The 24,615-nt window shown below is 69.3% G+C and carries 22 protein-coding genes and 2 tRNA genes; 17 read left to right on the top strand and 7 right to left on the bottom strand.

Going from position 1 to position 24,615, the window contains the following annotated elements; all coding sequences use genetic code 11:
• Nucleotides 1-22 precede the first annotated feature (22 nt).
• From gnd to DNK56_RS00780, 7 genes are all read left to right on the top strand, one after another.
• Nucleotides 23-901: a phosphogluconate dehydrogenase (NAD(+)-dependent, decarboxylating) gene (gene gnd, locus DNK56_RS00750; RefSeq protein ID WP_111329685.1), complete on the top strand. Its 879-nt coding sequence runs from the start codon at nucleotides 23-25 to the stop codon at nucleotides 899-901.
• Nucleotides 902-986: 85 nt separating this feature from the next.
• A complete protein-coding gene (gene recF, locus DNK56_RS00755) occupies nucleotides 987-2,117 on the top strand; it encodes a DNA replication/repair protein RecF (protein WP_111329687.1) in 1,131 nt (376 codons plus the stop codon).
• Nucleotides 2,114-2,719 carry a DUF721 domain-containing protein gene (locus tag DNK56_RS00760; RefSeq protein WP_111329689.1) on the top strand — a complete coding sequence of 202 codons (606 nt, stop codon included), beginning with the start codon at nucleotides 2,114-2,116 and terminating at the stop codon, nucleotides 2,717-2,719. Before recF ends, DNK56_RS00760 begins: the two co-directional genes overlap by 4 nt.
• A gap of 377 nt (nucleotides 2,720-3,096) precedes the next feature.
• A complete protein-coding gene (gene gyrB, locus DNK56_RS00765; protein ID WP_111329691.1) occupies nucleotides 3,097-5,178 on the top strand; it encodes a DNA topoisomerase (ATP-hydrolyzing) subunit B in 2,082 nt (693 codons plus the stop codon).
• Between the two features lie 46 nt (nucleotides 5,179-5,224).
• Complete coding sequence (gyrA, locus tag DNK56_RS00770; protein WP_111329693.1) at nucleotides 5,225-7,885, top strand: DNA gyrase subunit A; 2,661 nt, start codon at nucleotides 5,225-5,227, stop codon at nucleotides 7,883-7,885.
• Nucleotides 7,886-7,978: 93 nt separating this feature from the next.
• Nucleotides 7,979-8,578, top strand: a complete 600-nt coding sequence (locus DNK56_RS00775) for a DUF3566 domain-containing protein (RefSeq protein ID WP_111329695.1) — start codon at nucleotides 7,979-7,981, stop codon at nucleotides 8,576-8,578.
• A 76-nt stretch (nucleotides 8,579-8,654) separates the two neighbouring features.
• A tRNA-Ile gene (locus DNK56_RS00780) sits at nucleotides 8,655-8,731 on the top strand.
• A gap of 71 nt (nucleotides 8,732-8,802) precedes the next feature.
• Here DNK56_RS00780 and DNK56_RS00785 read toward each other — a convergent pair.
• Together DNK56_RS00785 and DNK56_RS00790 are read right to left on the bottom strand one after the other, a co-directional pair.
• Nucleotides 8,803-9,126 carry an SCO4225 family membrane protein gene (locus tag DNK56_RS00785; RefSeq protein WP_111329697.1) on the bottom strand — a complete coding sequence of 108 codons (324 nt, stop codon included), beginning with the start codon at nucleotides 9,124-9,126 and terminating at the stop codon, nucleotides 8,803-8,805.
• 177 nt (nucleotides 9,127-9,303) lie between these two features.
• Nucleotides 9,304-9,681 carry a DUF6344 domain-containing protein gene (locus tag DNK56_RS00790; RefSeq protein ID WP_111329699.1) on the bottom strand — a complete coding sequence of 126 codons (378 nt, stop codon included), beginning with the start codon at nucleotides 9,679-9,681 and terminating at the stop codon, nucleotides 9,304-9,306.
• A gap of 306 nt (nucleotides 9,682-9,987) precedes the next feature.
• Between DNK56_RS00790 and DNK56_RS35675 the strand changes: the two genes are divergently transcribed.
• Nucleotides 9,988-10,122, top strand: coding sequence for a DLW-39 family protein (locus DNK56_RS35675; RefSeq protein WP_003958712.1), 135 nt, complete (start codon nucleotides 9,988-9,990; stop codon nucleotides 10,120-10,122).
• A gap of 305 nt (nucleotides 10,123-10,427) precedes the next feature.
• Nucleotides 10,428-11,780, top strand: coding sequence for a hypothetical protein (locus DNK56_RS00800; RefSeq protein WP_241989710.1), 1,353 nt, complete (start codon nucleotides 10,428-10,430; stop codon nucleotides 11,778-11,780).
• Between the two features lie 20 nt (nucleotides 11,781-11,800).
• Here the strand turns inward: DNK56_RS00800 and DNK56_RS00805 are convergent, their stop codons facing one another.
• Both DNK56_RS00805 and DNK56_RS00810 read right to left on the bottom strand, forming a co-directional pair.
• Nucleotides 11,801-13,090, bottom strand: coding sequence for a serine/threonine-protein kinase (locus DNK56_RS00805; protein WP_111329703.1), 1,290 nt, complete (start codon nucleotides 13,088-13,090; stop codon nucleotides 11,801-11,803).
• A 57-nt stretch (nucleotides 13,091-13,147) separates the two neighbouring features.
• The gene (locus DNK56_RS00810) at nucleotides 13,148-13,696 is read right to left on the bottom strand and encodes a helix-turn-helix domain-containing protein (protein WP_111329705.1); all 549 of its coding nucleotides are present in this window, start codon (nucleotides 13,694-13,696) and stop codon (nucleotides 13,148-13,150) included.
• Between the two features lie 168 nt (nucleotides 13,697-13,864).
• Here DNK56_RS00810 and DNK56_RS00815 point away from each other — a divergent pair.
• Nucleotides 13,865-13,937, top strand: a tRNA-Ala gene (locus tag DNK56_RS00815).
• A gap of 142 nt (nucleotides 13,938-14,079) precedes the next feature.
• On the opposite strand, the gene DNK56_RS00820 is transcribed toward DNK56_RS00815, so the two are convergent.
• Nucleotides 14,080-14,820: a DUF5324 family protein gene (locus tag DNK56_RS00820; RefSeq protein ID WP_111329707.1), complete on the bottom strand. Its 741-nt coding sequence runs from the start codon at nucleotides 14,818-14,820 to the stop codon at nucleotides 14,080-14,082.
• Between the two features lie 377 nt (nucleotides 14,821-15,197).
• Between DNK56_RS00820 and DNK56_RS00825 the strand changes: the two genes are divergently transcribed.
• The gene (locus tag DNK56_RS00825) at nucleotides 15,198-15,725 is read left to right on the top strand and encodes a peptidylprolyl isomerase (RefSeq protein ID WP_111329709.1); all 528 of its coding nucleotides are present in this window, start codon (nucleotides 15,198-15,200) and stop codon (nucleotides 15,723-15,725) included.
• Nucleotides 15,726-15,909: 184 nt separating this feature from the next.
• Nucleotides 15,910-16,809 carry a rhomboid family intramembrane serine protease gene (locus DNK56_RS00830; RefSeq protein ID WP_111329711.1) on the top strand — a complete coding sequence of 300 codons (900 nt, stop codon included), beginning with the start codon at nucleotides 15,910-15,912 and terminating at the stop codon, nucleotides 16,807-16,809.
• Nucleotides 16,810-17,146: 337 nt separating this feature from the next.
• Here DNK56_RS00830 and crgA read toward each other — a convergent pair whose 3' ends face one another.
• Nucleotides 17,147-17,401, bottom strand: a complete 255-nt coding sequence (gene crgA, locus DNK56_RS00835) for a cell division protein CrgA (RefSeq protein ID WP_111329713.1) — start codon at nucleotides 17,399-17,401, stop codon at nucleotides 17,147-17,149.
• Between the two features lie 141 nt (nucleotides 17,402-17,542).
• Between crgA and DNK56_RS00840 the strand changes: the two genes are divergently transcribed.
• From DNK56_RS00840 to DNK56_RS00860, 5 genes are all read left to right on the top strand, one after another.
• Entirely contained in the window at nucleotides 17,543-18,310 is a 768-nt protein-coding gene (locus DNK56_RS00840) for a DUF881 domain-containing protein (RefSeq protein WP_199563926.1), read from the top strand.
• Nucleotides 18,311-18,412: 102 nt separating this feature from the next.
• Nucleotides 18,413-18,598 (top strand): hypothetical protein, encoded by a 186-nt coding sequence (locus DNK56_RS00845; protein WP_111329717.1) that lies wholly within the window; start codon nucleotides 18,413-18,415, stop codon nucleotides 18,596-18,598.
• Entirely contained in the window at nucleotides 18,595-19,233 is a 639-nt protein-coding gene (locus DNK56_RS00850; RefSeq protein WP_111329718.1) for an aminodeoxychorismate/anthranilate synthase component II, read from the top strand. The genes DNK56_RS00845 and DNK56_RS00850 overlap by 4 nt, the downstream gene beginning before the upstream one ends.
• Nucleotides 19,230-20,507, top strand: a complete 1,278-nt coding sequence (locus DNK56_RS00855; protein ID WP_111329720.1) for a class E sortase — start codon at nucleotides 19,230-19,232, stop codon at nucleotides 20,505-20,507. The genes DNK56_RS00850 and DNK56_RS00855 overlap by 4 nt, the downstream gene beginning before the upstream one ends.
• A 33-nt stretch (nucleotides 20,508-20,540) precedes the next feature.
• Nucleotides 20,541-21,272: a class E sortase gene (locus tag DNK56_RS00860; RefSeq protein ID WP_111329723.1), complete on the top strand. Its 732-nt coding sequence runs from the start codon at nucleotides 20,541-20,543 to the stop codon at nucleotides 21,270-21,272.
• A gap of 1,232 nt (nucleotides 21,273-22,504) precedes the next feature.
• Here the strand turns inward: DNK56_RS00860 and pknB are convergent.
• Complete coding sequence (pknB, locus tag DNK56_RS00865; protein WP_111329725.1) at nucleotides 22,505-24,487, bottom strand: Stk1 family PASTA domain-containing Ser/Thr kinase; 1,983 nt, start codon at nucleotides 24,485-24,487, stop codon at nucleotides 22,505-22,507.
• Nucleotides 24,488-24,615: the final 128 nt, after the last annotated feature.

Raw genomic sequence — 24,615 nt, forward strand, 5'->3', positions numbered from 1 at the left:
GCACAACGCTAAGGAATCTCTGATGGAGCTCGGTCTCGTCGGCCTCGGCAAGATGGGCGGCAACATGCGCGAGCGCATCCGCCGCGCAGGCCACACCGTCATCGGTTACGACCGCAACCCGGATCTCGCCGACGTCCACAGCCTGGAAGAGCTGGTGGGCAAGCTCAAGGGTCCGCGGGTCGTATGGGTGATGGTTCCGGCCGGAGCCGCGACCCAGTCCACCATCGACGAGCTGGCCGAGCTGCTTTCGCCCGGTGACATCGTCGTGGACGGCGGGAACAGCCGCTGGACCGACGACGAGAAGCATGCGGAGGAGCTGCGCGCCAAGGGCATCGGCTTCGTGGACTGCGGCGTCTCCGGCGGCGTGTGGGGCCTGGAGAACGGCTACGCGCTCATGTACGGCGGCGACGCCGAGGACGTGGCGAAGGTCCAGCCGATCTTCGACGCACTGAAGCCCGAGGGCGACTTCGGCTCGGTCCACGCGGGCAAGGTAGGCGCCGGCCACTTCGCCAAGATGGTCCACAACGGCATCGAGTACGCCATGATGCAGGCGTACGCCGAGGGTTGGGAGCTCCTGGAGAAGGTCGACTCCGTCACCGACGTGCGCGAGGTCTTCCGCTCCTGGCAGGAGGGCACGGTCATCCGTTCCTGGCTGCTCGACCTGGCGGTCAATGCCCTGGACGACGACGAGCACCTCGACAAGCTCCGCGGCTACGCGGCCGACTCGGGCGAGGGCCGCTGGACGGTCGAGGCCGCGATCGACAACGCGGTGCCGCTGCCCGCGATCACCGCGTCCCTCTTCGCGCGCTTCGCCTCGCGCCAGGACGACTCCCCGCAGATGAAGATGATCGCCGCGCTGCGCAACCAGTTCGGCGGCCACGCGGTCGAGAACAAGAAGTAACCCGCAACGAGGTGCGGGAGGGGCCGACCGCCTCTCCCGCACCGCCGGAGCACGGAGCAGGAAGCCGGGAAGGTCGGCGCACACCATGCACGTCACGCATCTGTCGCTGGCCGACTTCCGCTCGTACGCCCGCGTCGAGGTGCCCCTCGATCCGGGCGTCACCGCATTCGTGGGTGCCAACGGCCAGGGCAAGACGAACCTGGTCGAGGCGGTCGGCTATCTCGCCACGCTCGGCAGCCACCGCGTCTCCTCGGATGCCCCGCTCGTCCGCATGGGCGCCGACCGGGCCGTGATCAGGGCGGCCGTCACCCAGGGCGAGCGCTCGCAGCTGGTCGAGCTGGAGCTGAATCCGGGCAAGGCCAACCGCGCCCGGATCAACCGGTCCTCGCAGGTCAGGCCGCGCGATGTGCTCGGCATCGTGCGGACGGTGCTGTTCGCGCCGGAGGACCTGGCCCTGGTGAAGGGCGACCCCGGCGAGCGCCGGCGGTTCCTGGACGAGTTGGTCACCGCGCGGTCCCCGAGGATGGCCGGAGTGCGGTCCGACTACGACCGGGTGCTGAAGCAGCGCAACACCCTGCTCAAGTCCGCGGCCATGGCCCGCAGGCACGGCGGCCGCTCGCTGGACCTCTCCACGCTCGACGTGTGGGACCAGCACCTGGCGCGGGTCGGCGCTGAGCTGCTCGCCCAGCGCCTCGACCTGATCGCCACGCTCCAGCCGCTGGCGGACAAGGCGTACGGCGACGTGGCCCCGGGCGGCGGGCCGCTGAGCCTCGACTACCGCGGCAGTATCGGCCCGGACGCGGACCCGGCGCGCGGCCGCGAGGAGCTGTACGCGCAGCTCATCGAGGCCCTGGCCCAGGTCCGCAAGCAGGAGATCGAGCGCGGCGTGACCCTGGTCGGCCCGCACCGCGACGACCTGGTGCTCGGCCTGCGCGCCATGCCCGCCAAGGGGTACGCGAGCCACGGGGAGTCCTGGTCGTACGCGCTGGCGCTGCGGCTGGCCTCGTACGAGCTGCTGCGCGGCGAGGGCAATGAGCCGGTGCTCGTACTGGACGACGTGTTCGCCGAGCTGGACGCGCGCCGCCGGGAGCGGCTCGCGGAGCTGGTGGCCCCGGCCGAGCAGGTCCTGGTGACGGCCGCGGTGGACGACGACGTGCCGGGCGCGCTCGCCGGTGCGCGGTACGCGGTCACCGCCGGTGAGGTGGAACGGGTGTGAACGGCGCGGGAGAGGGAACGGCCGCGGGCGGCGATCGCCCCGACCGGGAGAACCGGGAGAACTCTGAGAACCGGGACGACCGGGCGAAGCAGGCCGAGCCGTCCGGTGTGGACCTGGCCCGGGTCGCCCTGCGCGCGGCGAAGGAGCAGGCGCGGGCGCGGGGCGCGGCGGCGCAGCAGAAGAAGCAGGCGCGGCGGGGCGGTGGGCTGCGCTCCGGGGCGCGGGCGGACGGCCGCGATCCGCTGCCGCTGGGCGCGGCGATCAACCGGCTGATCACCGAGCGCGGCTGGGAGACCCCGGCGGCGGTGGGCGGGGTGATGGGCCGCTGGCCGCAGATCGTCGGTGACGACCTCGCGCTGCACTGTGTGCCCGTGCGGTACGACGAGGAGCCGGATCAGCGGGTGCTGACGGTGCAGTGCGATTCGACGGTGTGGGCGACGCAGTTGCGGCTGCTGGCGCCCCAGCTGGTGGCCCGGCTGAACGCGGACCTGGGCCACGGCACGGTGCGGATGATCAAGGTGCTGGGTCCGGGCGGGCCGCAGCGCAGGTTCGGTCCGCTGCGGGCGCCGGGGAGCACCGGCCCCGGTGACACCTATGGCTGACCCCCTCTGACCTGCGCTTTTCACGAGGGTCGGCGGGTGTTTCGCGAGGGGCTCGGGGCACGGCGCGGGTGCTGCGGGCGTGCTGGGACCGAATTGCGTGGCCTCTGAAACCGGATGGCGGCGGGCGGGCGTCCCTCACCGTAGCGGGAGGCTGACAGGCCGAAGCGCTCCAAGCCCGTGTGAGCCTCTTGAGGCCCCGTCCCTGATATGGGGAGTCGTCAGGCGCTGGTTGAGGGCGGCACATGCGTACTCAGGTGCCTGCAAACCCCCATTCGGGTCGCCGCTACCGGTAGACTGGTGCACAATCCCGCGTCTTGCGGGATTCGTCGATACAAGCCGAACGACGCAGCCGCTCCCGCCTGCCCGGAGAACGGCCTGTGCTGTGCCAGAAAGGGCGCTTCGTGGCCGATTCCGGCAACCCCAACGAGAACATTCCGTCCACTCAGGGCGACGCCGCTCCCGTCCCGGCCGAGGCGAAGACCTCGTACGACGCCAGCGCGATCACCGTGCTGGAGGGTCTGGACGCCGTCCGCAAGCGACCTGGCATGTACATCGGCTCGACCGGTGAGCGCGGTCTGCACCACCTCGTGCAGGAGGTCGTCGACAACTCGGTCGACGAGGCCATGGCCGGGCACGCGGACACCATCGACGTCACGATCCTCGCCGACGGCGGGGTGCGTGTGGTCGACAACGGCCGCGGCATCCCGGTCGGCATCGTGCCGTCCGAAGGAAAGCCGGCCGTCGAGGTCGTGCTCACCGTCCTGCACGCGGGCGGCAAGTTCGGCGGCGGCGGCTACGCCGTCTCCGGCGGTCTGCACGGCGTCGGTGTCTCCGTCGTCAACGCCCTGTCCACGCGGGTGTCCGTCGACGTGAAGACCGACGGCTACCGCTGGACCCAGGACTACAAGTTCGGTGTCCCGACCGCCCCGCTGGCGCGCAACGAGGCCACCGACGAGACGGGTACGAGCGTCACCTTCTGGGCCGACGGCGACATCTTCGAGACGACCGACTACTCCTTCGAGACGCTGTCGCGCCGCTTCCAGGAGATGGCCTTCCTCAACAAGGGCCTCACCCTCCGGCTGACCGACGAGCGCGAGTCGGCGAAGGCCACGGCCGGCGCGGACAGCTCGGAGGCGTCGGACGTCCCCGAGGAGGAGACGGCCCGCTCGGTCACGTACCACTACGAGAACGGCATCGTCGACTACGTCAAGTACCTCAACTCCCGCAAGAACGATGTCGTTCACCCGTCGGTGATCGACATCGAGTCGGAGGACAAGGAACGGCTGCTGTCGGTCGAGATCGCCATGCAGTGGAACGCGCAGTACACCGAGGGTGTCTACTCCTTCGCCAACGCGATCCACACGCATGACGGCGGTACGCACGAGGAAGGCTTCCGCGCCGCGCTGACCTCCCTCGTCAACCGGTACGCGCGCGACAAGAAGCTGCTGCGCGAGAAGGACGACAACCTCGCCGGCGAGGACGTCCGCGAGGGTTTGACCGCGATCATCTCGGTGAAGCTGGGCGAGCCGCAGTTCGAGGGCCAGACGAAGACGAAGCTGGGCAACACGGAGGCCAAGACCTTCGTGCAGAAGATCGTCCACGAGCAGCTGTCGGACTGGTTCGACCGCAACCCCAACGAGGCCGCCGACATCATCCGCAAGGGCATCGCCGCCGCGACCGCCCGGGTGGCGGCCCGCAAGGCGCGCGACCTGACCCGGCGCAAGGGCCTGCTGGAGAGCGCCTCGCTCCCCGGCAAGCTCAGCGACTGCCAGTCGAACGACCCCACCAAGTGCGAGATCTTCATCGTCGAGGGTGACTCCGCAGGCGGCTCCGCCAAGTCCGGGCGCAACCCGATGTACCAGGCGATCCTGCCCATCCGGGGCAAGATCCTGAACGTCGAGAAGGCGCGCGTCGACAAGATCCTGCAGAACACCGAGGTCCAGGCGCTGATCTCGGCGTTCGGCACCGGGGTCCACGAGGACTTCGACATCGACAAGCTCCGCTATCACAAGATCATCCTGATGGCGGACGCCGACGTCGACGGCCAGCACATCAACACCCTGCTGCTGACGTTCCTGTTCCGCTTCATGCGCCCGCTGGTCGAGGCCGGGCACGTCTACCTCTCGCGCCCGCCGCTCTACAAGATCAAGTGGGGCCGCGACGACCACGAGTACGCGTACTCGGACCGGGAACGCGACGCCCTGGTCGCGCTCGGCAAGCAGAACGGCAAGCGGGTCAGGGAAGACTCGATCCAGCGCTTCAAGGGCCTCGGCGAGATGAACGCCGAGGAGCTGCGCGTCACCACGATGGACGTCGACCACCGGGTGCTCGGCCAGGTCACGCTCGACGACGCGGCGCAGGCCGACGACCTGTTCTCGGTGCTGATGGGCGAGGACGTCGAGGCGCGGCGCTCGTTCATCCAGCGCAACGCCAAGGACGTCCGCTTCCTCGACATCTGAGTCGGCCCTCCCAGCAAGCCGCAGCGCGAAAGGATTTTGACCAGCAATGGCCGACGAGAACACCCCTGTGCCCGTGACGCCCGAAGAGGTTCCGCCCGTCGAGGGCGTGGGCATGCGCGTCGAGCCCGTCGGGCTCGAGACGGAGATGCAGCGCTCCTACCTCGACTACGCGATGTCCGTCATCGTCTCGCGTGCGCTGCCCGACGTACGGGACGGCCTCAAGCCCGTCCACCGCCGGGTGCTGTACGCGATGTACGACGGCGGCTACCGCCCCGAGAAGGGCTTCTACAAGTGCGCCCGCGTCGTCGGGGACGTCATGGGTACGTACCACCCGCACGGCGACTCCTCGATCTACGACGCCCTGGTCCGCCTGGCGCAGCCGTGGTCGATGCGCATGCCGCTGGTGGACTCCAACGGCAACTTCGGTTCCCCGGGCAACGACCCGGCCGCCGCCATGCGGTACACCGAGTGCAAGATGATGCCGCTGTCCATGGAGATGGTCCGGGACATCGACGAGGAGACCGTCGACTTCCAGGACAACTACGACGGCCGCAACCAGGAGCCGACGGTCCTGCCGGCGCGCTTCCCGAACCTGCTGGTCAACGGCTCCGCGGGCATCGCGGTCGGCATGGCGACCAACATCCCGCCGCACAACCTGCGCGAGGTCGCGGCCGGCGCCCAGTGGTACCTGGAGAACCCGGAGGCCTCGCAGGAGGAGCTCCTGGAGGCCCTGATCGAGCGGATCAAGGGCCCGGACTTCCCGACCGGCGCCCTGGTCGTCGGCCGCAAGGGCATCGAGGAGGCGTACCGCACGGGCCGCGGCTCGATCACGATGCGCGCGGTCGTGGCGGTCGAGGAGATCCAGAACCGCCAGTGCCTGGTCGTGACGGAGCTTCCGTACCAGACCAACCCGGACAACCTCGCGCAGAAGATCGCCGACCTGGTGAAGGACGGCAAGATCGGCGGCATCGCCGACGTCCGCGACGAGACCTCCTCGCGCACGGGCCAGCGCCTGGTCGTCGTGCTGAAGCGGGACGCGGTCGCCAAGGTCGTCCTGAACAACCTGTACAAGCACACCGATCTGCAGACCAACTTCGGCGCGAACATGCTGGCGCTGGTGGACGGGGTGCCGCGCACCCTGTCGATCGACGCGTTCATCCGCCACTGGGTGACGCACCAGATCGAGGTCATCGTCCGGCGGACGAAGTTCCGGCTGCGCAAGGCCGAGGAGCGCGCGCACATCCTGCGCGGCCTGCTGAAGGCCCTGAACGCCATCGACGAGGTCATCGCCCTCATCCGGCGCAGCCAGACCGTCGAGATCGCCCGTGAGGGCCTGATGGGCCTGCTGGAGATCGACGACATCCAGGCCAACGCGATCCTGGAGATGCAGCTGCGCCGGCTGGCCGCGCTGGAGCACCAGAAGATCACCGCCGAGCACGACGAGCTCCAGGCGAAGATCAACGAGTACAACGAGATCCTGGCCTCGCCCGCGCGGCAGCGCCAGATCGTCAGCGAGGAGCTGGCGGCGATCGTCGACAAGTTCGGCGACGACCGGCGCTCCAAGCTGGTGCCCTTCGACGGCGACATGTCCATCGAGGACCTGATCGCCGAGGAGGACATCGTCGTCACGATCTCCCGCGGCGGCTATGTGAAGCGGACCAAGACGGACGACTACCGCTCGCAGAAGCGCGGCGGCAAGGGTGTGCGCGGCACGAAGCTCAAGGAAGACGACATCGTCGACCACTTCTTCGTGACCACGACGCACCACTGGCTGCTGTTCTTCACCAACAAGGGCCGCGTCTACCGCGCCAAGGCGTACGAGCTGCCGGACGCCGGCCGGGACGCCCGCGGCCAGCACGTGGCGAACCTGCTGGCCTTCCAGCCGGACGAGCGGATCGCCCAGATCCTGGCCATCCGCGACTACGAGGCCGCGCCGTACCTGATCCTGGCCACGAAGGGCGGTCTGGTGAAGAAGACCGCGCTCAAGGACTACGACTCGGCGCGCTCCGGCGGTGTCATCGCCATCAACCTCCGCGAGACGGACCACGGTGCCGAGGGCACGGCCGACGAGCTGATCGGCGCGGAGCTGGTCTCCGCCGAGGACGATCTGCTGCTCATCAGCAAGAAGGCCCAGTCGATCAGGTTCACCGCCACGGACGAGGCGCTGCGCCCGATGGGCCGCGCGACCTCGGGCGTCAAGGGCATGAGTTTCCGCGATGGAGACGAACTGCTCTCGATGAATGTCGTCCGGCCCGGTACTTTCGTGTTCACTGCCACCGACGGCGGGTACGCGAAGCGGACCGCCGTCGACGAGTACCGCGTCCAGGGCCGCGGCGGCCTCGGCATCAAGGCCGCCAAGATCGTGGAGGACCGGGGCATGCTGGTCGGCGCGCTGGTGGTCGAGGAGAGCGACGAGATCCTCGCCATCACGCTCGGCGGCGGTGTGATTCGCACGCGAGTCAGCGAAGTCAGGGAGACGGGCCGTGACACCATGGGCGTCCAACTGATCAATCTGGGCAAGCGCGACGCCGTCGTCGGCATTGCCCGCAACGCCGAAGCCGGCAGCGAGGCCCATGAGGTGCACGGGCCGGACGACGCCGACGCCGAGGGCGGGACGACCGCGGCGGAGGCCGAGGCGGCCGCCGGCGGCACGGTCGACAGCAATGTCGAGGACACGTCGTCCTCGACCGGGGAGCACGAGGAGTAGAGCGTGAGTGGAGCCACGGGCGCCGGTTCGGCCGCTTCCGGAGCCGGAGGTAACGGTGCCCGTGGCCCCGCCACGGACTCCCAAGGGGGCACTGTGACGGATACGCGGGGCCCTCAGCCCCAGTACGAGGGTTACGCGACCGGGCCGCTGCCCGGCGAGCGGGAACCCGCACCGGGCCAGGCGGGCCCGTACCACCCGCCGCAGGCATACCCGTCGCCTCCGGGCGCCACGCACGGCGGGGGGCGCTCCTACGGCGGCCCGCAGGGCGTGGGACCGGCTCAGACGGCCCGCAAGCCGCGGACCGGGGCGCGGACCACTCCGCGTACCCGCAAGGCGCGTCTGCGGGTCGCCAAGGCCGATCCGTGGTCGGTGATGAAGGTCAGCTTCCTGCTGTCCATCGCGCTCGGCATCTGCACGGTGGTGGCGTCGGCGGTCCTGTGGATGGTGATGGACGCGATGGGGGTCTTCTCCACCGTGGGCGGCACCATCAGCGAGGCGACCGGTTCCAACGAGGGCAACGGCTTCGACCTCCAGGCGTTCCTGTCGCTGCCGAGGGTCCTCATCTTCACGTCGGTCATCGCCGTGATCGACGTGGTCCTGGCCACCGCGCTGGCGACGCTGGGCGCCTTCATCTACAACCTGTCGGCGGGCTTCGTGGGCGGCGTGGAGCTCACGCTGGCCGAGGACGAGTAGCCCGGCGGGTATCGATTTTGGGACTGGCCCCGACGTGCGCTAATCTTCAGAAGTCAGCGCGACGGAAAAGCGCGGCGGGGCTATAGCTCAGTTGGTTAGAGCGCATCCCTGATAAGGATGAGGCCACAGGTTCAAATCCTGTTAGCCCCACCAGTACGAAGGCCACCTCCTCGGCTGAGTAGGTGGCCTTCGGCGTACCGGGGTGTGGTCCCGGGCCGGGCGGTTCAGCCGGTGGCCGTGCGCCGGAGGCGTCCGCGTACGGTCTCGGTGAGCGCGCCCAGGACGAACGCCTGGATCAGGGCGCTGAGGGCCACTCCGGCGACCAGGTACCAGACGGACGTGTCGTCGATGCCCCAGATCGCTTCGCCCAGCATGGCGAAGAGCAGGGAGGCCGGGGCGGTGACGAGGAACGTCCAGATCCCCACGATGCCCGGGTCTCCGATGGTCGCGGCGGCCACCTCGAACACGACGGTCGCGGCGACGACGCCGAGGTAGATCGCGGAGGCGGGATTGCCGAAGGTCAGGCGGAGCAGGGCGCGAGCGTGCATGGATTCCCCCGGTGTGCGGTGCTGTGCGCTGTGGTGCCGCTCATATTCGCCCTGCGGCCGGGCGTCGGGCGTGAGTACGAGTACTCATCCCGGCGGGTGTACGTGCCGGGGAGCACGGGAAAGCCCCCGTCCGGTGGCTACCGGCCCGGGGGCTCAAGAGGATCAGCGGTGGCGCTGTCACGGTGGCAGGAGCGATGCGTCCTGCTCCGGGGCGCCGTGCGAGGAGCGGGCGGTACCGGTGGTGTTCACGGCGTTCGCGGCGTCCACGGACAGATGCCGGGTGGCGGGTGAGGAGCCATGGGCCTCGGCGCGGATGCGCTGCTTCATCGTGGGCGGCAGCGCCCGGTCACGCGGAAGGGTCCATCGGACCGAAGGACCGGTAGCGGTTGCGCGGGCGGCGGGCGTGTGTACGGGGGTTGTCGCCGCCCGCTCCGTGTTCGTGTGCGTGGATTCCGCGGCGGCGGCGGTGGAGCCGGCGAGGCCCAGCGACGCGAGGAGGGCGAAGAACGCGGTGATGAAGGCGGTCCAGATGCTCTTGGCCGTGACGGTGCTCATGGCCCCTCACTTTCAGGTGGTCCGGTTTGCTTACCTTTCCGATGATGTGCATCGGGCCCCCGATTTCATGGATCGACGCCGCGGATGCGCCGATCTTCAGATGAACACCACTCGTATGGTTCAACCGGCCCTTCCCGGCTTCCGGCGGGCGGCCTCCGCGGCCGCAGGAGGGGGACGCACACAAGGGCGCGGACCGCACGTCCGCAGGCGCCGATTGGGTTGCGGGGAGGTCACCGGTCGATATCGGCCGGTGTGTATAGTCGGGCGGCAGAAGTCCCCTACGCCAACGAAAGACGAGGTCGCGCGGTGAAGAAGCTTCTCCTGGTCGCACTGGCCGCCATCGGCGGGCTCCTCGTGTACCGCCAGATCCAGGCGGATCGCGCCGAGCAGGATCTGTGGACGGAGGCGACCGACTCCGTGCCCGCAGGTTCGGGTGTCTGAGACGGAACAGCTTGGTACGAGCCCCGGTCGCTGAAGCGGCCGGGGCTTCGTGCTGTTGCGGGACCGTGACGGCTGTGCTCGCGGGTTCGCTTCCGTGAATCAACGGCTTGCTTGAGCAAACTCCGGGCGCGGGCCGACAGCACGATTCGGTTGCCGCCGCAGACAGTGGTGGGGCGGGAGGGGCAGGATGGGCCGTCGTTGCGGCTGTGGGCGCTGGGGCGCCGTCCCGGCCGTGTTTCCGGCCGTGTTCGATGTGTACGTGATGGCTGCGGGGCAGCCGCGGGGATGACGAGGGGAAGCGCGTGATGAGGCGGCGCAGCAGGGTGCGGGGGGCGCTGGCGGCGGTGGCGGCGGTGTTCGCGGTGGCGGCGCTGCCCGGACAGGTGTACGCGGCCGGTGAGACGGGAACGTACGCCTTCGATCCGGACGCCGACACGGTCGCGGGCGAGGAGGTCAGCGCCGACGCGGTGGCCCTGCGGCCGGACACCGTCTACCGGAGCGCGATCTCGGGCAACCAGAAGCTGTACTACCGGCTGAACCTGGACGCGAAGACGAACGCCTATGTCTCCGCCGTCGTCGTGCCGAGGGGCGGCGGCAGCGTGGCGTACGGGGACGGCGTCGCGATCAGCATCCGGAACAGCTCGGACGACGAGTGCAGCTCGCAGGACGCCGTCTTCGGGTCCGCGCAGTATCCGCGCCCCATATCCGCCTACGCCTCCCGGCGGATCGACAAGGACGGCAGCTGCCAGGAGGCCGGTACGTACTACGTGCTCGTCGAGCGGGAGAGCAAGGCGACGTCCGACCAGGGGGAGTGGGACCTGGAACTGCGTTACGTCTCCGAGCCGGCCCTCGCGAACCCCTCGTCCGAGCCGACCGACGCCCCGACGTCCTGGCCCTCCGCCTCGCCGCCGCCGCCCGCCGCCTCCGCGGACAACACCCGGCACGGCGGCGCCGGTTACTACGATGCCACGAGCCTGGAGACCGGGGAGTGGAAGGACCGGATCGAGCCGGGCCAGACCCTCTTCTACCGCGTTCCGGTGGACTGGGGGCAGCGGCTCTTCGCCACGGCCGGGCTGAGCAACAGCACCTCCGCGAAGAACCCGTACGTCAGCAGTGCGCTCGCGGTGTCACTGGAGAACCCCGCGCTCGGGCACGTCACCGCGGTTTCGCCGATGTCGTACTCGGGAAAGCCGACCTCCGCCTCCTTCGACCCGCTGCCCCCGGTGGCGTACGAGAACCGGTACGACTCCAGCGACGACGTCGGTGGCATGAGGTTCGCCGGCTGGTACTACCTCTCCGTGTCGCTGAGCCCCCAGATCGCCTCGGCGTACGGCGACAAACCGATCACGCTGACGCTTCAGATCAGTGTCGAGGGGGAAGCGGGCGAGTCGCCGTACAAGGGTGACGCAGGGATCTTCGCCGTGACACAGGACGACAAGGACGCGGCGCGCAAGGGGCGGAGCGGCGCGCAGGCCGCGGCCGGCGCCGACAGCGGCACGATGAAGGTCGTCGCGGCGGCCGGGATCGGCACCGGCACGCTGCTGGTGCTCTGGCTCGGCGTGTGGACGCTGGTCGCGCGCCGCCGTGCGGCAGCCGTGCCCGCCGCCCCGGCGAACGCCGGACCGTATCCGTACGGGGGCCCGCCCCAGGCCTGGTGACCGGGTTGGGGCGGCCGCCCTCAGATCCGGGTCAGCGCCCAGATGCCCACGGCGAAGCAGACCAGCGCCACCAGCAGGACCGGGACCGCCACCTTCGGGGACGGTCCCGGCCGCGTTCCGGCGTGGGGCGCCGGCTCCGGAACGTGTCCCGGCGACCGCGTCTGGCCGGGTGCCTGGCCCTGGAAGGGGGCTCCTTGCTGCGGGGCGGTGTAGGGGAGGGTGTACGCGGCCGGCGCGGGGGCCGGATAGCCGTACGGGGGCGCGGGGGCGGCGGTTTGCGGAGCGTGCGGCGCGGGAACGGCCGGCTCGGGCGGCGGGAGGTGGAAGCTGCCCGTCTCGGACATGGCGGCGGTGGACCCGGTCTGCGAGGAGGGCGTCGGGAGATCCGGCGCGGGGGTTGGCGCGGGCGCCGGTGCCGTGGACCCGGGCGCCACGGGCCCGTCCGGGCCGAAGCCCTCGGGCAGCGGGCCGATCTGGTCGAAGACCTCCACCGGCTCCTCGGTGCCCGTGGGCTCGGGCAGCATCTCCACGGCGGCCGTCAGCGCCTTGCGCGCCCCCGTGGCGGTGCGGAAACGGTTCTGGGGGTCCGGCTGCAGCAGCCCCGCGATGACTTGCCACAACGGCTCCGGGACGCCGTCGGGCGCGCTCGGCGTACCGTGCTCGGCGAAGTGCTCGATGAGCTCCTGGGAGTCGGGTTTGGTGCCCTGGAGGAGATAGAGGGCGACGAGGCCGACCGCGAAGAGGTCCGCCGGGAAGTCGGGCTCCGCTCCCATCATCTGCTCGGGCGCGAAATAACCCAGCGTCCCCACCACGTAGTTCGTCTCGGTGAGCCGGGGCTCGCCCTTGCGCATGGAGATGCCGAAGTCGGACAGCCGCAGATGCGGGCGGCCCCGGCCGGTGGCCTCCAGCAGGATGTTGGCGGGCTTGATGTCACGGTGCACGACGCCCTCGGCGTGCACCGTCGAGAGGCCGGACAGCAGCTGGTCGAGCAGGGTGCAGACGAATCGAGGGGGCAACGGGCCGTAGTCGCCTATGACATGGGCGAGTGAGCCGCCGCTGACGAGGTCCATGGTGAACAGGACCTTGTCGTCGTCGGCGGCCCAGCTGGCCGGTGCCAGGACGTGCGGATGCTCGATGCGCAGCGCCTGTTCACGGACGAAGCGGAGCAGCGTGTGCGCGTCGCTCTGCTGGAGGACCTTGGCCGCCACATAGCGGCGGCGGCGGTGGTCCCAGGCGCGCCAGACGGCACCGACCCCACCGCGCCCGATCGGATCGACCAGTTCGTACCGTCCGGCGAAGACCTCACCCATGACGCTGCGCCCGCTCCCCGTTCCTGTTTCGGCCCGTGCCCCTGTACCGCTCGGGGTCTAGCTCTGGTGGCTCTCGTAGTGCGCCACCGCTTCCGCGGTGCGCCCCGCCCCGTACACCCGGAGGAACTCTGCCAGTTCCGGGTGGGTCGGGGCGAGGGAGTCCGCCGCATCGATGATGTCACCGGCGGCCGCGACCGAGCGCAGCAGCGACTGGATCTCCCGGACCACCCGGCGCACGGTGGGTGCCCCGCCGGTCGAGGTGGTCTGCCCGGTGGCCGAGAGCACCGAGCCGCCCTGGGACTTCTTGATCTCCTCCATGCGGGCCGCGGCCTCGCCGGCGCTGACGCTGCCGTCGGCGACCTGACCGGCCAGTTCCTGGAGGGCCTGCACGCGCTGAACGACCGCCGGGTTGCCGATCTTCGCGCGCTGACCGCTCATGAGCTGGGAGAGCATGGGAGCGGAGAGTCCGAGGGCCGCGGCGAGCCGGGCCTGATTGAGTCCGAGATCGTCGATCAGCCGGCGGAAGAGCGCGCCCAACGGCTCTCCGTACCAACTGCGCTGGAGGTCTCTGGCTCTGGCCGTCGCCTCTTGTTGCGCTGCATCCATTGCGTCTCCCCTTCGCATCGGCTTCGCTGCTGCGAACCTCGACCAGCATCTTACGGAGCGTGGTCGCGCACGGGGAGTCCCCGTATTTTTGCAGGAATACGGGGGTGAGCCGGTACTCTGTTCTGCGGCGGTGGCCGAACGTCGAGGCGTTCAGGGCTGCGTGCTGTCGGGGCCTTAGCTCAGTTGGTAGAGCGCTGCCTTTGCAAGGCAGATGTCAGGAGTTCGAATCTCCTAGGCTCCACATCCCAAGAGCTCCCCCGACCTGCGGAAACGTGGGTCGGGGGAGCTCTTTGCATATGCCGGGGACGAAGTACGCGCCGGTCGACGGGGTCCCGTCGGTGAGAGCGGTCGCCCACGCCGGCGGAGCCGGTCGGCCGCGAGGATCAGGGACGCTCGTCGGGGTCCGTGCCGCCCACGCCGTCCGGGCCGTCCTCGCCGGCCGCCTCGGCGTCGGCCTGCTTGGCCTCGACCTCGGGGTCCAGGAGCGACGAGGAGTGCGGGCTGCCGTCCACGGAGGACAGTGGGGCGCGGTCGTCGACCTCGGTGGGGGCCGGCGGCTCCACCAGCCACTCCGGGTTGGCCTGCTTGTCCCACCAGCGCCAGGCGGCGTACCCGGCGATCGCGAGGACCCCGGTCACGGCCACACCCTTGAACGCCATGCCGAGCCTGGCTCGCCGGTGCTGCTTGCGGGCGAGCTTGCGGATCTGCTTCGCCGTGACCTGGCCGCGCAGGGCGGCGACCGCGGCGGCGCTGCGGGCCGCGGCCTCCTCGGCCACCGGCTGGGCGGCGGCCATGGCGCTCTCGATGCGCGGGACGGTGTAGTCCGCGGCGCTGCGGGCGGCCCGGCGGGTCTGGAGGGCGGCGCGTGCGGCGACCTCGTCGACCTTCGGGGGCACGTGTGTGCGGGCGAGTTCGATACGGGGGGCGACGTGTGCGCCGTACTGGACACGGGCCTGCGCGGCTGCCTTCGACACCTTCGGCGCCAGCAGGGTGCGTGCTTCGTGCGCGTAGTGAACGGCCTGTTCCCTGGCGCTGTCGGCGTAGGGCGCCACCACGTCCGCGGCGTGCTGCACGCTGTCCCTCGCCGAGTCGGTTGCGGCACGCACGCTGTCGATGCGGGTCACGGGATTCCTCCTCCTTGGTGGCGGGTAAGTACTCCGCCTTTCCACCCATTTCGAAATCATGCCTGCGTGAGGCCGGTGCGGCACGTGGAGTGGGCATCCGGGGTATGGGGCGCGCAAGGGATGTCTCGGGTCATCCGGGGCAAGGGGGAGCCTTCGGCCGACCATGCCACGCTTCCGTCCGCTCCGCCCCGGTTCGGCGCGCACCTGGCGGCACGGTTCACACGGGGGCGGCGCGGGAAGCCGCCCGGCGCTCGCCTCGGGCGCCGCCGGGGCGCCCCGTGCGAGGATCGGGGCGTCGGGACCGGACCGGTTGCGGGGCGGGCCGACGCGCGGCACGGCCGCGCAGAGCACACGTGCAGACTCACGGAAGGCAGATCGTGGCCGAAGAGCTTTACGCCACCTTGAAGACCAACCAGGGCGACATCGAGATCCGGCTGCTGCCGAACCACGCTCCCCAGACGGTCAGGAACTTCGTCGAGCTCGCCAACGGGGAACGGGAGTGGGTCCACCCGGCGACCGGCGCGAAGAGCACGGACCGGCTGTACGACGGCACCGTCTTCCACCGCGTGATCAGCGGCTTCATGATCCAGGGCGGTGACCCGCTGGGGAACGGCACGGGTGGTCCGGGCTACAAGTTCAAGGACGAGTTCCACCCCGATCTCGCCTTCAACAAGCCGTACCTGCTCGCCATGGCGAACTCGGGCCCCGGCACCAACGGCTCGCAGTTCTTCATCACGGTCTCGCCCACGGCCTGGCTGACCGGCAAGCACACCATCTTCGGCGAGGTGACGAACGACGCGAGCAAGCGGGTCGTGGACGCCATCGCGGGGGCCGAGACCAATGCCCGCACCGACCGGCCGGTGCAGGACGTCGTCATCGAGTCGGTGACCGTCGAGACGCGCTGAGCGCCCTTCGTCACCGCCCGGTCACTCTCCGATTCCGTGTTCGGGGAACCAACCGCCCCGCTCGTCCGTATCTCCTGACAGAACGGACGCGCGGGGCGGTGCCGCGTGCGTCCCGCGCGCCGACGGGGACCGTACGAGAAGGACCGCAGGACGAGGACCGAGGGGACCGGAAGCCATGGGACCGATGGACCAGCAGCCGCCCGGCGCGTCCGGACCGCCCCCGCCCGCGGAGGGCCCGGCCGTCTGCTACCGCCATCCGGACCGGCCCACGGGCGTTCGGTGCGTCCGGTGCGAGCGGCCCATCTGCCCGGAATGCATGATCGGCGCCTCGGTCGGCTTCCAGTGCCCGGACTGCGTCCGGCAGGGGTCCGGTACGGGCCACGGCGCGACCGCCGCCCGGCCGCGCACGCTGGCCGGTGGCGTCGTCGCGGACGACCCCCGGCTGATCACCAAGATCCTGATCGGGATCAACATCGCCGTGTTCGTCGCGGCGGCGATGGACAAGGCGCTGCTCGACGACCTGATGCTGCTGGGCCGGGCCATCGTCCATGACCACGGGCCCGTGGAAGGCATCGCCGAGGGCCAGTGGTACCGGCTGGTCACGGCGATGTTCCTGCACGAGGAGCCGTGGCACATCGCGTTCAACATGCTGGGGCTCTGGTGGCTGGGCGGCCCGCTGGAGGCGGTGCTGGGCCGGGTCCGCTATCTCTCGCTCTATCTGCTCTCGGGGCTGGCGGGGAGCGCTCTGACGTACTGGCTCGCGGCGCCGAACCAGCCCTCGCTGGGGGCCTCGGGCGCCGTCTGGGGCCTGCTCGGCGCGACCGCCGTGCTGATGCGCCGGCTGAACTACGACATGCGTCCGGTCTTCGCGCTGGTCGCGCTCAACCTGGTGATCACCTTCAACCCCTGGGGCGGGATCGCCTGGCAGGCGCACATCGGCGGGCTGATCGCGGGGGTGCTGATCGGGATCGGGATGGTGCACGCCCCGCGCGAGCGGCGGGACCTCGTGCAGTTCGGCACCTGCGCCGCGGTCCTGGCGGCCACCGTCGTCATCGTGGTGGCCAGAACGGCCGCACTGACCTAGGGCGCGCTGCGGGCAGCGCCGCTCCGGGTACCGGCGCAGGCATCGTTGTGGATCGTTTGTGACCGAAGTTGTCCACAGGATTCCACAGCGTGATCCCGATCTTGTGCATAGTGCGGGCACAACTGTGCCCCTTGTCCCTGAGCTGGGTTTTTCCAGACAGGACAAGGGGCGTACCGACCGGGGGCGAGCCCGGCCGCAGTCACACCGGCGTCAACGGCCTGTGAGTTATCCACAGATCGTCTGACCTTTTCCCCCGCCTGTGGATAACGCTGTGGGTAACTCAGGGCAGGGGTTGCGCGGCGATGCCGCTCCGTGGTCTACGCGGTGGGCGCGGAGGCTACTTCCACTGGGTGGAGACGCCGAAGCCACCGGCGATGAAGCCGAAGCCCACGACGATGTTCCAGTTGCCGAGCGAGGGGATCGGCAGGTCGCCGTCGGTCACGTAGAAGACGACGATCCAGGCCAGGCCGATCAGGAACAGCGCCAGCATCACGGGCGCCACCCAGCTGCGGCTGGTCAGACTTATGTTGGTCGCCTGCTTCGCCGGAGGCGGCGTGAAGTCGGCCTTCTTGCGGATACGTGACTTCGGCACGAGGAACTCTCCTGTCGATGCGCTGCGTGACCGCGCAGGGATCTCTGGCTGGCGCCGGGGCGGGGCGCGAGGGGGAATGTGGCCTCTCCCGGACGTCCGTTAGCGTAGTCCTTCCGTGGCACCGAAGGAGATAAGGGTACGTTGAGCAATTCTGCCGACTCTCCCGCCGGCCCGGTCCGGAGCCCCTTCCGGCACCCGGCCAGAGTGCTCACCGCTGCCGTTTTCGCCCTCGCCGGTCTGATCTTCGTAACCAGCGCGAATACGGCCAAGGGCACCAATATCCGTACCGACGCCTCGCTCCTCAAGCTCTCCGACCTCATCCAGCAGCGCAGCGGCAAGAACGCGGCCCTGGAGGAGTCCGCCGCCTCCGTGCGCGGGGACATCGACCGCCTCGCCCAGCGCGACAACGGCAGCACCAAGGCGGAGGCCGCCCGGCTCAAGGCCCTGGAGCGGACCGCCGGCACCACGAAGCTGACCGGCAGCGCCGTGTCCGTCACGCTCAACGACGCCCCGCCGAACGCCACCGCGAGCCCCGGCTACCCCGATCCGCAACCCAACGACCTGGTCATCCACCAGCAGGACCTCCAGGCGGTCGTCAACGCCCTGTGGCAGGGCGGCGCCCGCGGCATCAAGGTCATGGACCAGCGGCTGATCTCCACCAGCGCGGTGCGCTGCGTCGGCAACACCCTGATCCTCCAGGGCCGCGTCTACTCACCCCCGTACAAGATCACCGCCGTGGGGGACCCCGGCGCGCTGCGCAAGGCGCTCGACGCCTCGCCGGCGATCCAGAACTACCTGCTGTACGTGAAGGCGTACGGGCTCGGCTGGGACGTGGACGAGCAGGGTTCGGTGACCCTCCCCGGCTACTCGGGCACGGTGGACCTGCACTACGCGGAGCCCGTGGAGTAGCCGGCGGCCGGGCCCGGACGGGCGGCCCGCGAGGTTTTCCACAGCCGACCCGCGCCGGGCCCCGCGGCCTTTAGTCTGGTCCCGTACCGAATGGAGGGTCTGATGTACAGCTGGATCTGGCGCCATCTGCCGGGCAACGTGTGGGTGCGTGCGTTCATCTCGCTCGTGCTCGCCCTGGCCGTCGTCTATGTGCTGTTCCAGTACGTCTTCCCGTGGGCGGAACCGCTGCTCCCGTTCGGTGACGTGACGGTGGACGGCGCGAGCGCGGCGACGGGGGCCGGACGATGAGCGCCCGCATCCTGGTCGTCGACAACTACGACAGCTTCGTCTTCAACCTCGTCCAGTACCTCTACCAGCTCGGCGCCGAGTGCGAGGTGCTGCGCAACGACGAGGTGACCACCGCCCACGCCCAGGACGGGTTCGACGGCGTCCTGCTCTCCCCCGGCCCCGGCACCCCGGAGGAGGCGGGCGTCTGCGTCGACATGGTGCGGCACTGCGCGGCCACCGGCGTCCCGGTCTTCGGCGTCTGCCTGGGCATGCAGTCCATGGCCGTCGCGTACGGCGGTGTCGTCGGCCGCGCCCCCGAACTGCTGCACGGCAAGACGTCCCCGGTGCTCCACGAGGGCACGGGCGTGTTCGCCGGACTGCCCTCGCCCTTCACCGCGACCCGTTACCACTCGCTCGCCGCCGAACCGGACACGGTCCCCGCCGAGCTGGAGGTCACCGCGCGGACGGCGGACGGCATCATCATGGGCCTGCGCCACCGGGAGCTGGCCGTCGAGGGCGTGCAGTTCCATCCGGAGTCGGTGCTCACCGAGCACGGCCATCTGATGCTGGCCAACTGGCTGGTGCGCTGCGGGGACACCGGAGCCGTCGAGAGGTCGGCGGGGCTCGCTCCGGTGGTGGGCAAGGCCGTCGCGTGACCCCGCCCCGCCACGGAGCCGGGGCCGGGCAGGACGACCCGCACGATGCGCGGGCGTACGAGGACCCGGCGGCGTTCGAGGCGGCGGCGCACCGGCTGTCGGACCCGTTGAACGACCCGCTGCCCGGATCGGGGCCCTTCCCCCCGCGGCAGCAGGCGCCGTACGGCCTCCAGGGCGCCCAGGAGGGCCCGCAGGAGTGGTACGACCCGGAGGGCTACCAACGGGACTGGTACGGCCACCAGGAGCCCGTGCAGCGGCCTCCGGCGGGCCCGCAGCCCCCGGGCGGCGACGCCGCCGAGCCACCCACGGAGGTGTTCCACCGAATAGACCCGTACGAACCGTACGACCCGGCCGCGTCGACGCCCCGCCCGGAGCCCGACGCGTACACCGGGACCGACGAGCCCGGGGACGTACCCGGCACCGGCGCTCCCGGCACGCCCGCGCCGCCCGCCGGCGGCCGTGCCGAGCGCAGGCGGGCCGCCAACGCCAAGGGGCGCGGCCGGCGCCGCCCCGCGCCACGGCCGGACGCCGCCGCGGCGGACGGAGCCCCGGCGAAGCCCATGACGCGCATGGAGGCGCGCCGCGCGGCCAAGGCCGCCAAGGACAGCCCCGCGGTCGTCATCAGCCGGGGCATCGGCGAACTGTTCATCACCCTCGGCGTCCTGATGCTGCTGTTCGTCACCTACCAGCTGTGGTGGACGAATGTGCGTGCCGACCAGATCGCCGGGCGCGAGACGCACAAGATCCAGGACAACTGGGCCAAGGGCGGCAGCAAACCCGAGGCGTTCGAGCCGGGGCAGGGCTTCGCCATCCTCCACATCCCCAAGCTCGACGTCGTCACGCCGATCGCCGAGGGCATCAGCAAGGAGAAGGTCCTCGACCGGGGCATGGTCGGCCACTACAGCGAGGAACCGCTGCGCACGGCGATGCCCTCGGACAAGCAGGGCAACTTCGCGCTGGCCGGCCACCGCAACACGCACGGCGAGCCGTTCCGCTACGTCAACCGCCTGCGCCCCGGCGACCCGATCGTGGTCGAGACGCAGGAGGCGTACTACACCTACGAGATGACGCGCACTCTGCCGCAGACCTCGCCGTCCAACGTCTCCGTCATCGGCCCGGTGCCGCCGCAGTCCGGCTTCACCAAGCCCGGCCGGTACATCACATTGACGACGTGTACGCCCGAATTCACGAGTACGTACCGTTTGATCGTCTGGGGCAAGATGGTCGACGAACGGCCGCGCAGCAAGGGGAAGCCCGACGTGCTCGTGGACTGAACGGGCTCGACGCCATGACGACAGGGCGGTGCTATGACAGCGACGACCGAGGACCAGGAGCTGACCGACGAGTCCGCGCCCCCCGAGCGGAAGGGCGGCCGGCACCCCGTCGCGACCGCCATCAGCGTCTTCGGTGAACTCCTCATCACCGCAGGTCTGGTGCTCGGGCTCTTCGTCGTCTACTCGCTGTGGTGGACGAATGTGCTCGCCGACCGCGAGGCCACCAAGCAGGGCAACAGCGTCCGTGACGGCTGGGCGGACGGACCCGGCGCCCTGGACACCAAGGACGGCATCGGCTTCCTGCACGTCCCCTCGATGAAGAACGGCGAAGTGCTCGTCAAGAAGGGCACCGACACCGAGACCCTCAACGACGGCGTCGCCGGCTATTACACCGATCCGGTGAAATCCGCGCTGCCCTCCGACAAGGAGGGCAACTTCACGCTGGCCGCCCACCGCGACGGGCACGGGGCCAAGTTCCACAACATCGACAAGGTGCGCACCGGGGACGCGATCGTCTTCGAGACCAAGGACACCTGGTACGTCTACAAGGTCTTCAACGAGCTTCCGGAGACGTCGAAGTACAACGTGGACGTGCTGAAGCCGATCCCCAAGGGCTCCGGCGCCAAGAAGGCCGGCCGCTACATCACGCTCACGACCTGCACCCCGGTTTTCACCTCGAAGTACCGCTACATCGTCTGGGGCGAGCTGGTCCGCACGGAGAAGGTCGACCGCGACCGCACACCACCGGCGGAGCTGCGCTCGTGATTCAACCTTCTGAGGTCGGCTTAGGAGGCCAGCCGGTGTCGGCCCGGCCAGCCTGGATTTTCGCAAGATCACAGGATTGCCGTGAATGTGAAGTTGTAATCGATTGTTTGTAACAGGTGTACTTTCAGTACCGTTCTCCGAGGAAATGCGGCAGCAAGTCAATCGCCTATTGAATAGAATCCATGCGTCCTCGTGCCACGACGTGTCGAACCGTGGGTTGGGCTGGCACGGAAGTAGGTATAGCGGAAGGGTTTGCGGTCCCCGAACCGAGGCAATGCATGTCAGGATGTGGTCACTGAGTGTTCTCGGTATTACTTCTCCAGAGTGGGGATGCTCTGGAGATAACGCTAATATGGGATATGTGAAAACCTACTAGACCTTCAGTTTTGACACCCTTCCTGCGTCAATTTTGCTGGCAGGGGCGTTTCGCCGTCTGCTCGGTGGCTGCGAGCTTGTCGCCGACGGGCGGCGCTTGGCAGTGGTGACTCAGTCGACGGCACTGATGTAAGTCACTTCAGCGAGGTCCGGGGCGTTCTGATCCGAATTGGCCACTTAACGTGACGCGCTGTCCGGAAATGCTCTTACCGATGAAGCCTGCTAATGCGATCGTAACGGTATGGAGAAAATCACACCGAAACTTCGCAGGTTTGTTCGTCCGATCGCTGTCGGAGGGGCGACGTTGGTGTTTTTTCTAGTCACTGTGAATCCGGCCAGTGCAAAGGATAGGATTGCTGACTGCGGCACTACGGGTGCGTCTGGTGATGTAACCGTATACAACTTCAAGGGGGCTACGGATCGAATCGACTTCCATATGGAGATTAAGGATTCCCTGCCTGACGGTCATCATGCGCGAGCGCGCCTTATGACGAAGACTGCCAGCGGGGCTGTGGTGTATTGGAAGTGGCACAGCGATACGAATGGTGCAAACAACGGTTGGGTCACGCTAAATTCTCATGCCATCGACAATCGGGGAATCTTCGATGTCGGGATTCAGGTGGCCAGGTTTGAGGGGGATACCCTTCTGAATTCTTGTAAGGCGTGGATGTATATGGGGTAAGGTGGCGGAGTCGGGAGTGGCTCTTGATTCTCAATGGCTGAAAAATTTCTAGGTCCCTCAGTGTGGGGTTCCGCGTGGAGGGACAATTGTTTCGGTGTATGACACCGTAGCGAAAGGACCCCGGTTGCCTTGGCGGTGACCGGGGTCCTCTGTTCGTGCCTAGTGCAGGGCGTCCCTACTGGCCATCTGGCCCGCCGAAGATGTTGCCTCCGCCCACGGTGGTGAGAGTGACCGTGGTGTTGGCCGGGTCGGACTGCGTGCCTGGCTGCGGGTCGGCGTTGGCGACCATGGCGTTGTCGTCGTCCGAGCTGCCTTCGGCGAACTGGATGTTCGTGAAGCCAGCCTGGGTCAGCAGCTGCTTGGCCTCGGAGACCTTGTGGCCGCGGACCTCGGGGATGGCGACCGTCGGGGGCTGCGTCGGGCCCTTGGAGACCTTGAGGATGATCGCGGTGTCCTTGCCGACCTTCTGGTACGCCTCGATGCTCTGGCCGATTACCTGGTTCGCCGGCTTGTCCGAGTCCTCCTCGGACTTGCCGATGTTGGTGAAGCCCACGCCCTTCAGCTGGTTCACCGCGTCCTCGTAGGAGCGGCCGGTCACGGGCGGCATGGAGAGCAGCTTCTCCGTGGCGATCTTCAGCTCGACCTCGGAGTTCTCCTCGGCCTTGGAACCGCCCTTGGGCGACTGCTCCAGGACGGTGTCGGGCTTGGCCTGATCGGACTCGACCGAGGTGACATTGACCGTGAAGCCCTTGGCTTCAAGGTTCTTGCGCGCGTCCTCCTCGGACTGGGTGGTCACGTCAGGGACCTTGATCTTCGGCGGGCCGCTGGAGACGAAGACCGTGATGGTCTCCCGCTCCTTCATCTGCTCGTCCGACGTCGGCGTCTGCCGGCAGATCTTGTCCTTGGGCTGGTCCTTGCACTCTTCCTCGGGACCGATCTTGAGCACGACGTTCGCGTTGTCGGCGAGCGTCCGCGCGTCCTTGACCGTGCTGCCGACCATGTTGGGTACGTCGAACGCGCCCTCGTCGCCGCCGTCGCCGGGGAAGATCGCCTTGCCGATGAGGATGGCGCCGATCAGGACCAGGACGCCCGCGATCACCAGCAGGACGGTCGAGGTGTGGTTCTTCTTCTGCCTGCGGCGGTCGGGGCGGTCGTCGTAGCCGTAGCCCCCGTCGTCCGGGTTGATCGGCGGCAGCATCGACGTACGCTCGCCGCCCTGGTCGGCGGCGCGCAGGGCGGTGGTGGGCTGGTCGTTGTCGTATCCGCCGGCGTAACCGCCGTAACCGGCCGCGCCCATCGCGGCGGTGGCGGCGACCGGCTGGCCGTCGAGGCACGCCTCGATGTCGGCCCGCATCTCGTCGGCCGACTGGTAGCGGTAGTCGGGGTCCTTGGTGAGGGCCTTGAGCACGATCGCGTCCATGGCGGGCGTGATCTCGGGATCGAAGTTGCTCGGCGGCTGCGGCTCCTCCCGTACGTGCTGGTACGCCACCGCGACCGGGGAGTCCCCGATGAACGGCGGACGGACCGTCAGCAGCTCGTAGAGCAGGCAGCCGGTGGAGTAGAGGTCGGACCGCGCGTCGACCTGTTCGCCCTTGGCCTGCTCGGGGGAGAGGTACTGGGCGGTGCCGATGACGGCGGCGGTCTGGGTCATCGTCATACCGGAGTCGCCCATGGCGCGGGCGATGCCGAAGTCCATGACCTTGACCTGTCCGGTCCTGGTCAGCATGACGTTGGCGGGCTTGATGTCCCGGTGGACGATGCCCGCGCGGTGCGAGTACTCCAGCGCCTGGAGGATGCCCACGGTCATTTCGAGCGTGCGCTCGGGCAGCAGTCTCCGCCCCGAGTGCAGCAGCTCGCGGAGCGTCGAACCGTCGACGTACTCCATGACGATGTACGGGATGGAGACCCCGTCGACGTAGTCCTCGCCGGTGTCGTACACCGCGACGATCGCCGGATGGTTGAGCGAGGCGGCGGACTGGGCCTCACGGCGGAACCGGGCCTGGAAGGACGGGTCGCGGGCGAGATCGGCCCGGAGCGTCTTCACAGCCACGGTGCGGCCGAGCCGGGTGTCGTGCGCGAGGTAGACCTCGGCCATGCCACCACGGCCGAGCACCGAGCCCAGCTCGTACCGGCCGCCGAGGCGACGCGGCTCTTCCATAACTGTTCCAGCCCTCTCCGTCAGTCCTGACCGCACCGGTGCGCGGTCCGGCGGTGTGCTGTTCGCGCATACGCTACCGGCCGCGCATCAGCTGATCGGCCCCTGGGCAATACCTGATATCCGACCGG

The sequence above is a fragment of the Streptomyces sp. AC1-42W genome (assembly GCF_003248355.1).
In the GTDB taxonomy this organism is placed as follows: Bacteria; Actinomycetota; Actinomycetes; order Streptomycetales; family Streptomycetaceae; genus Streptomyces.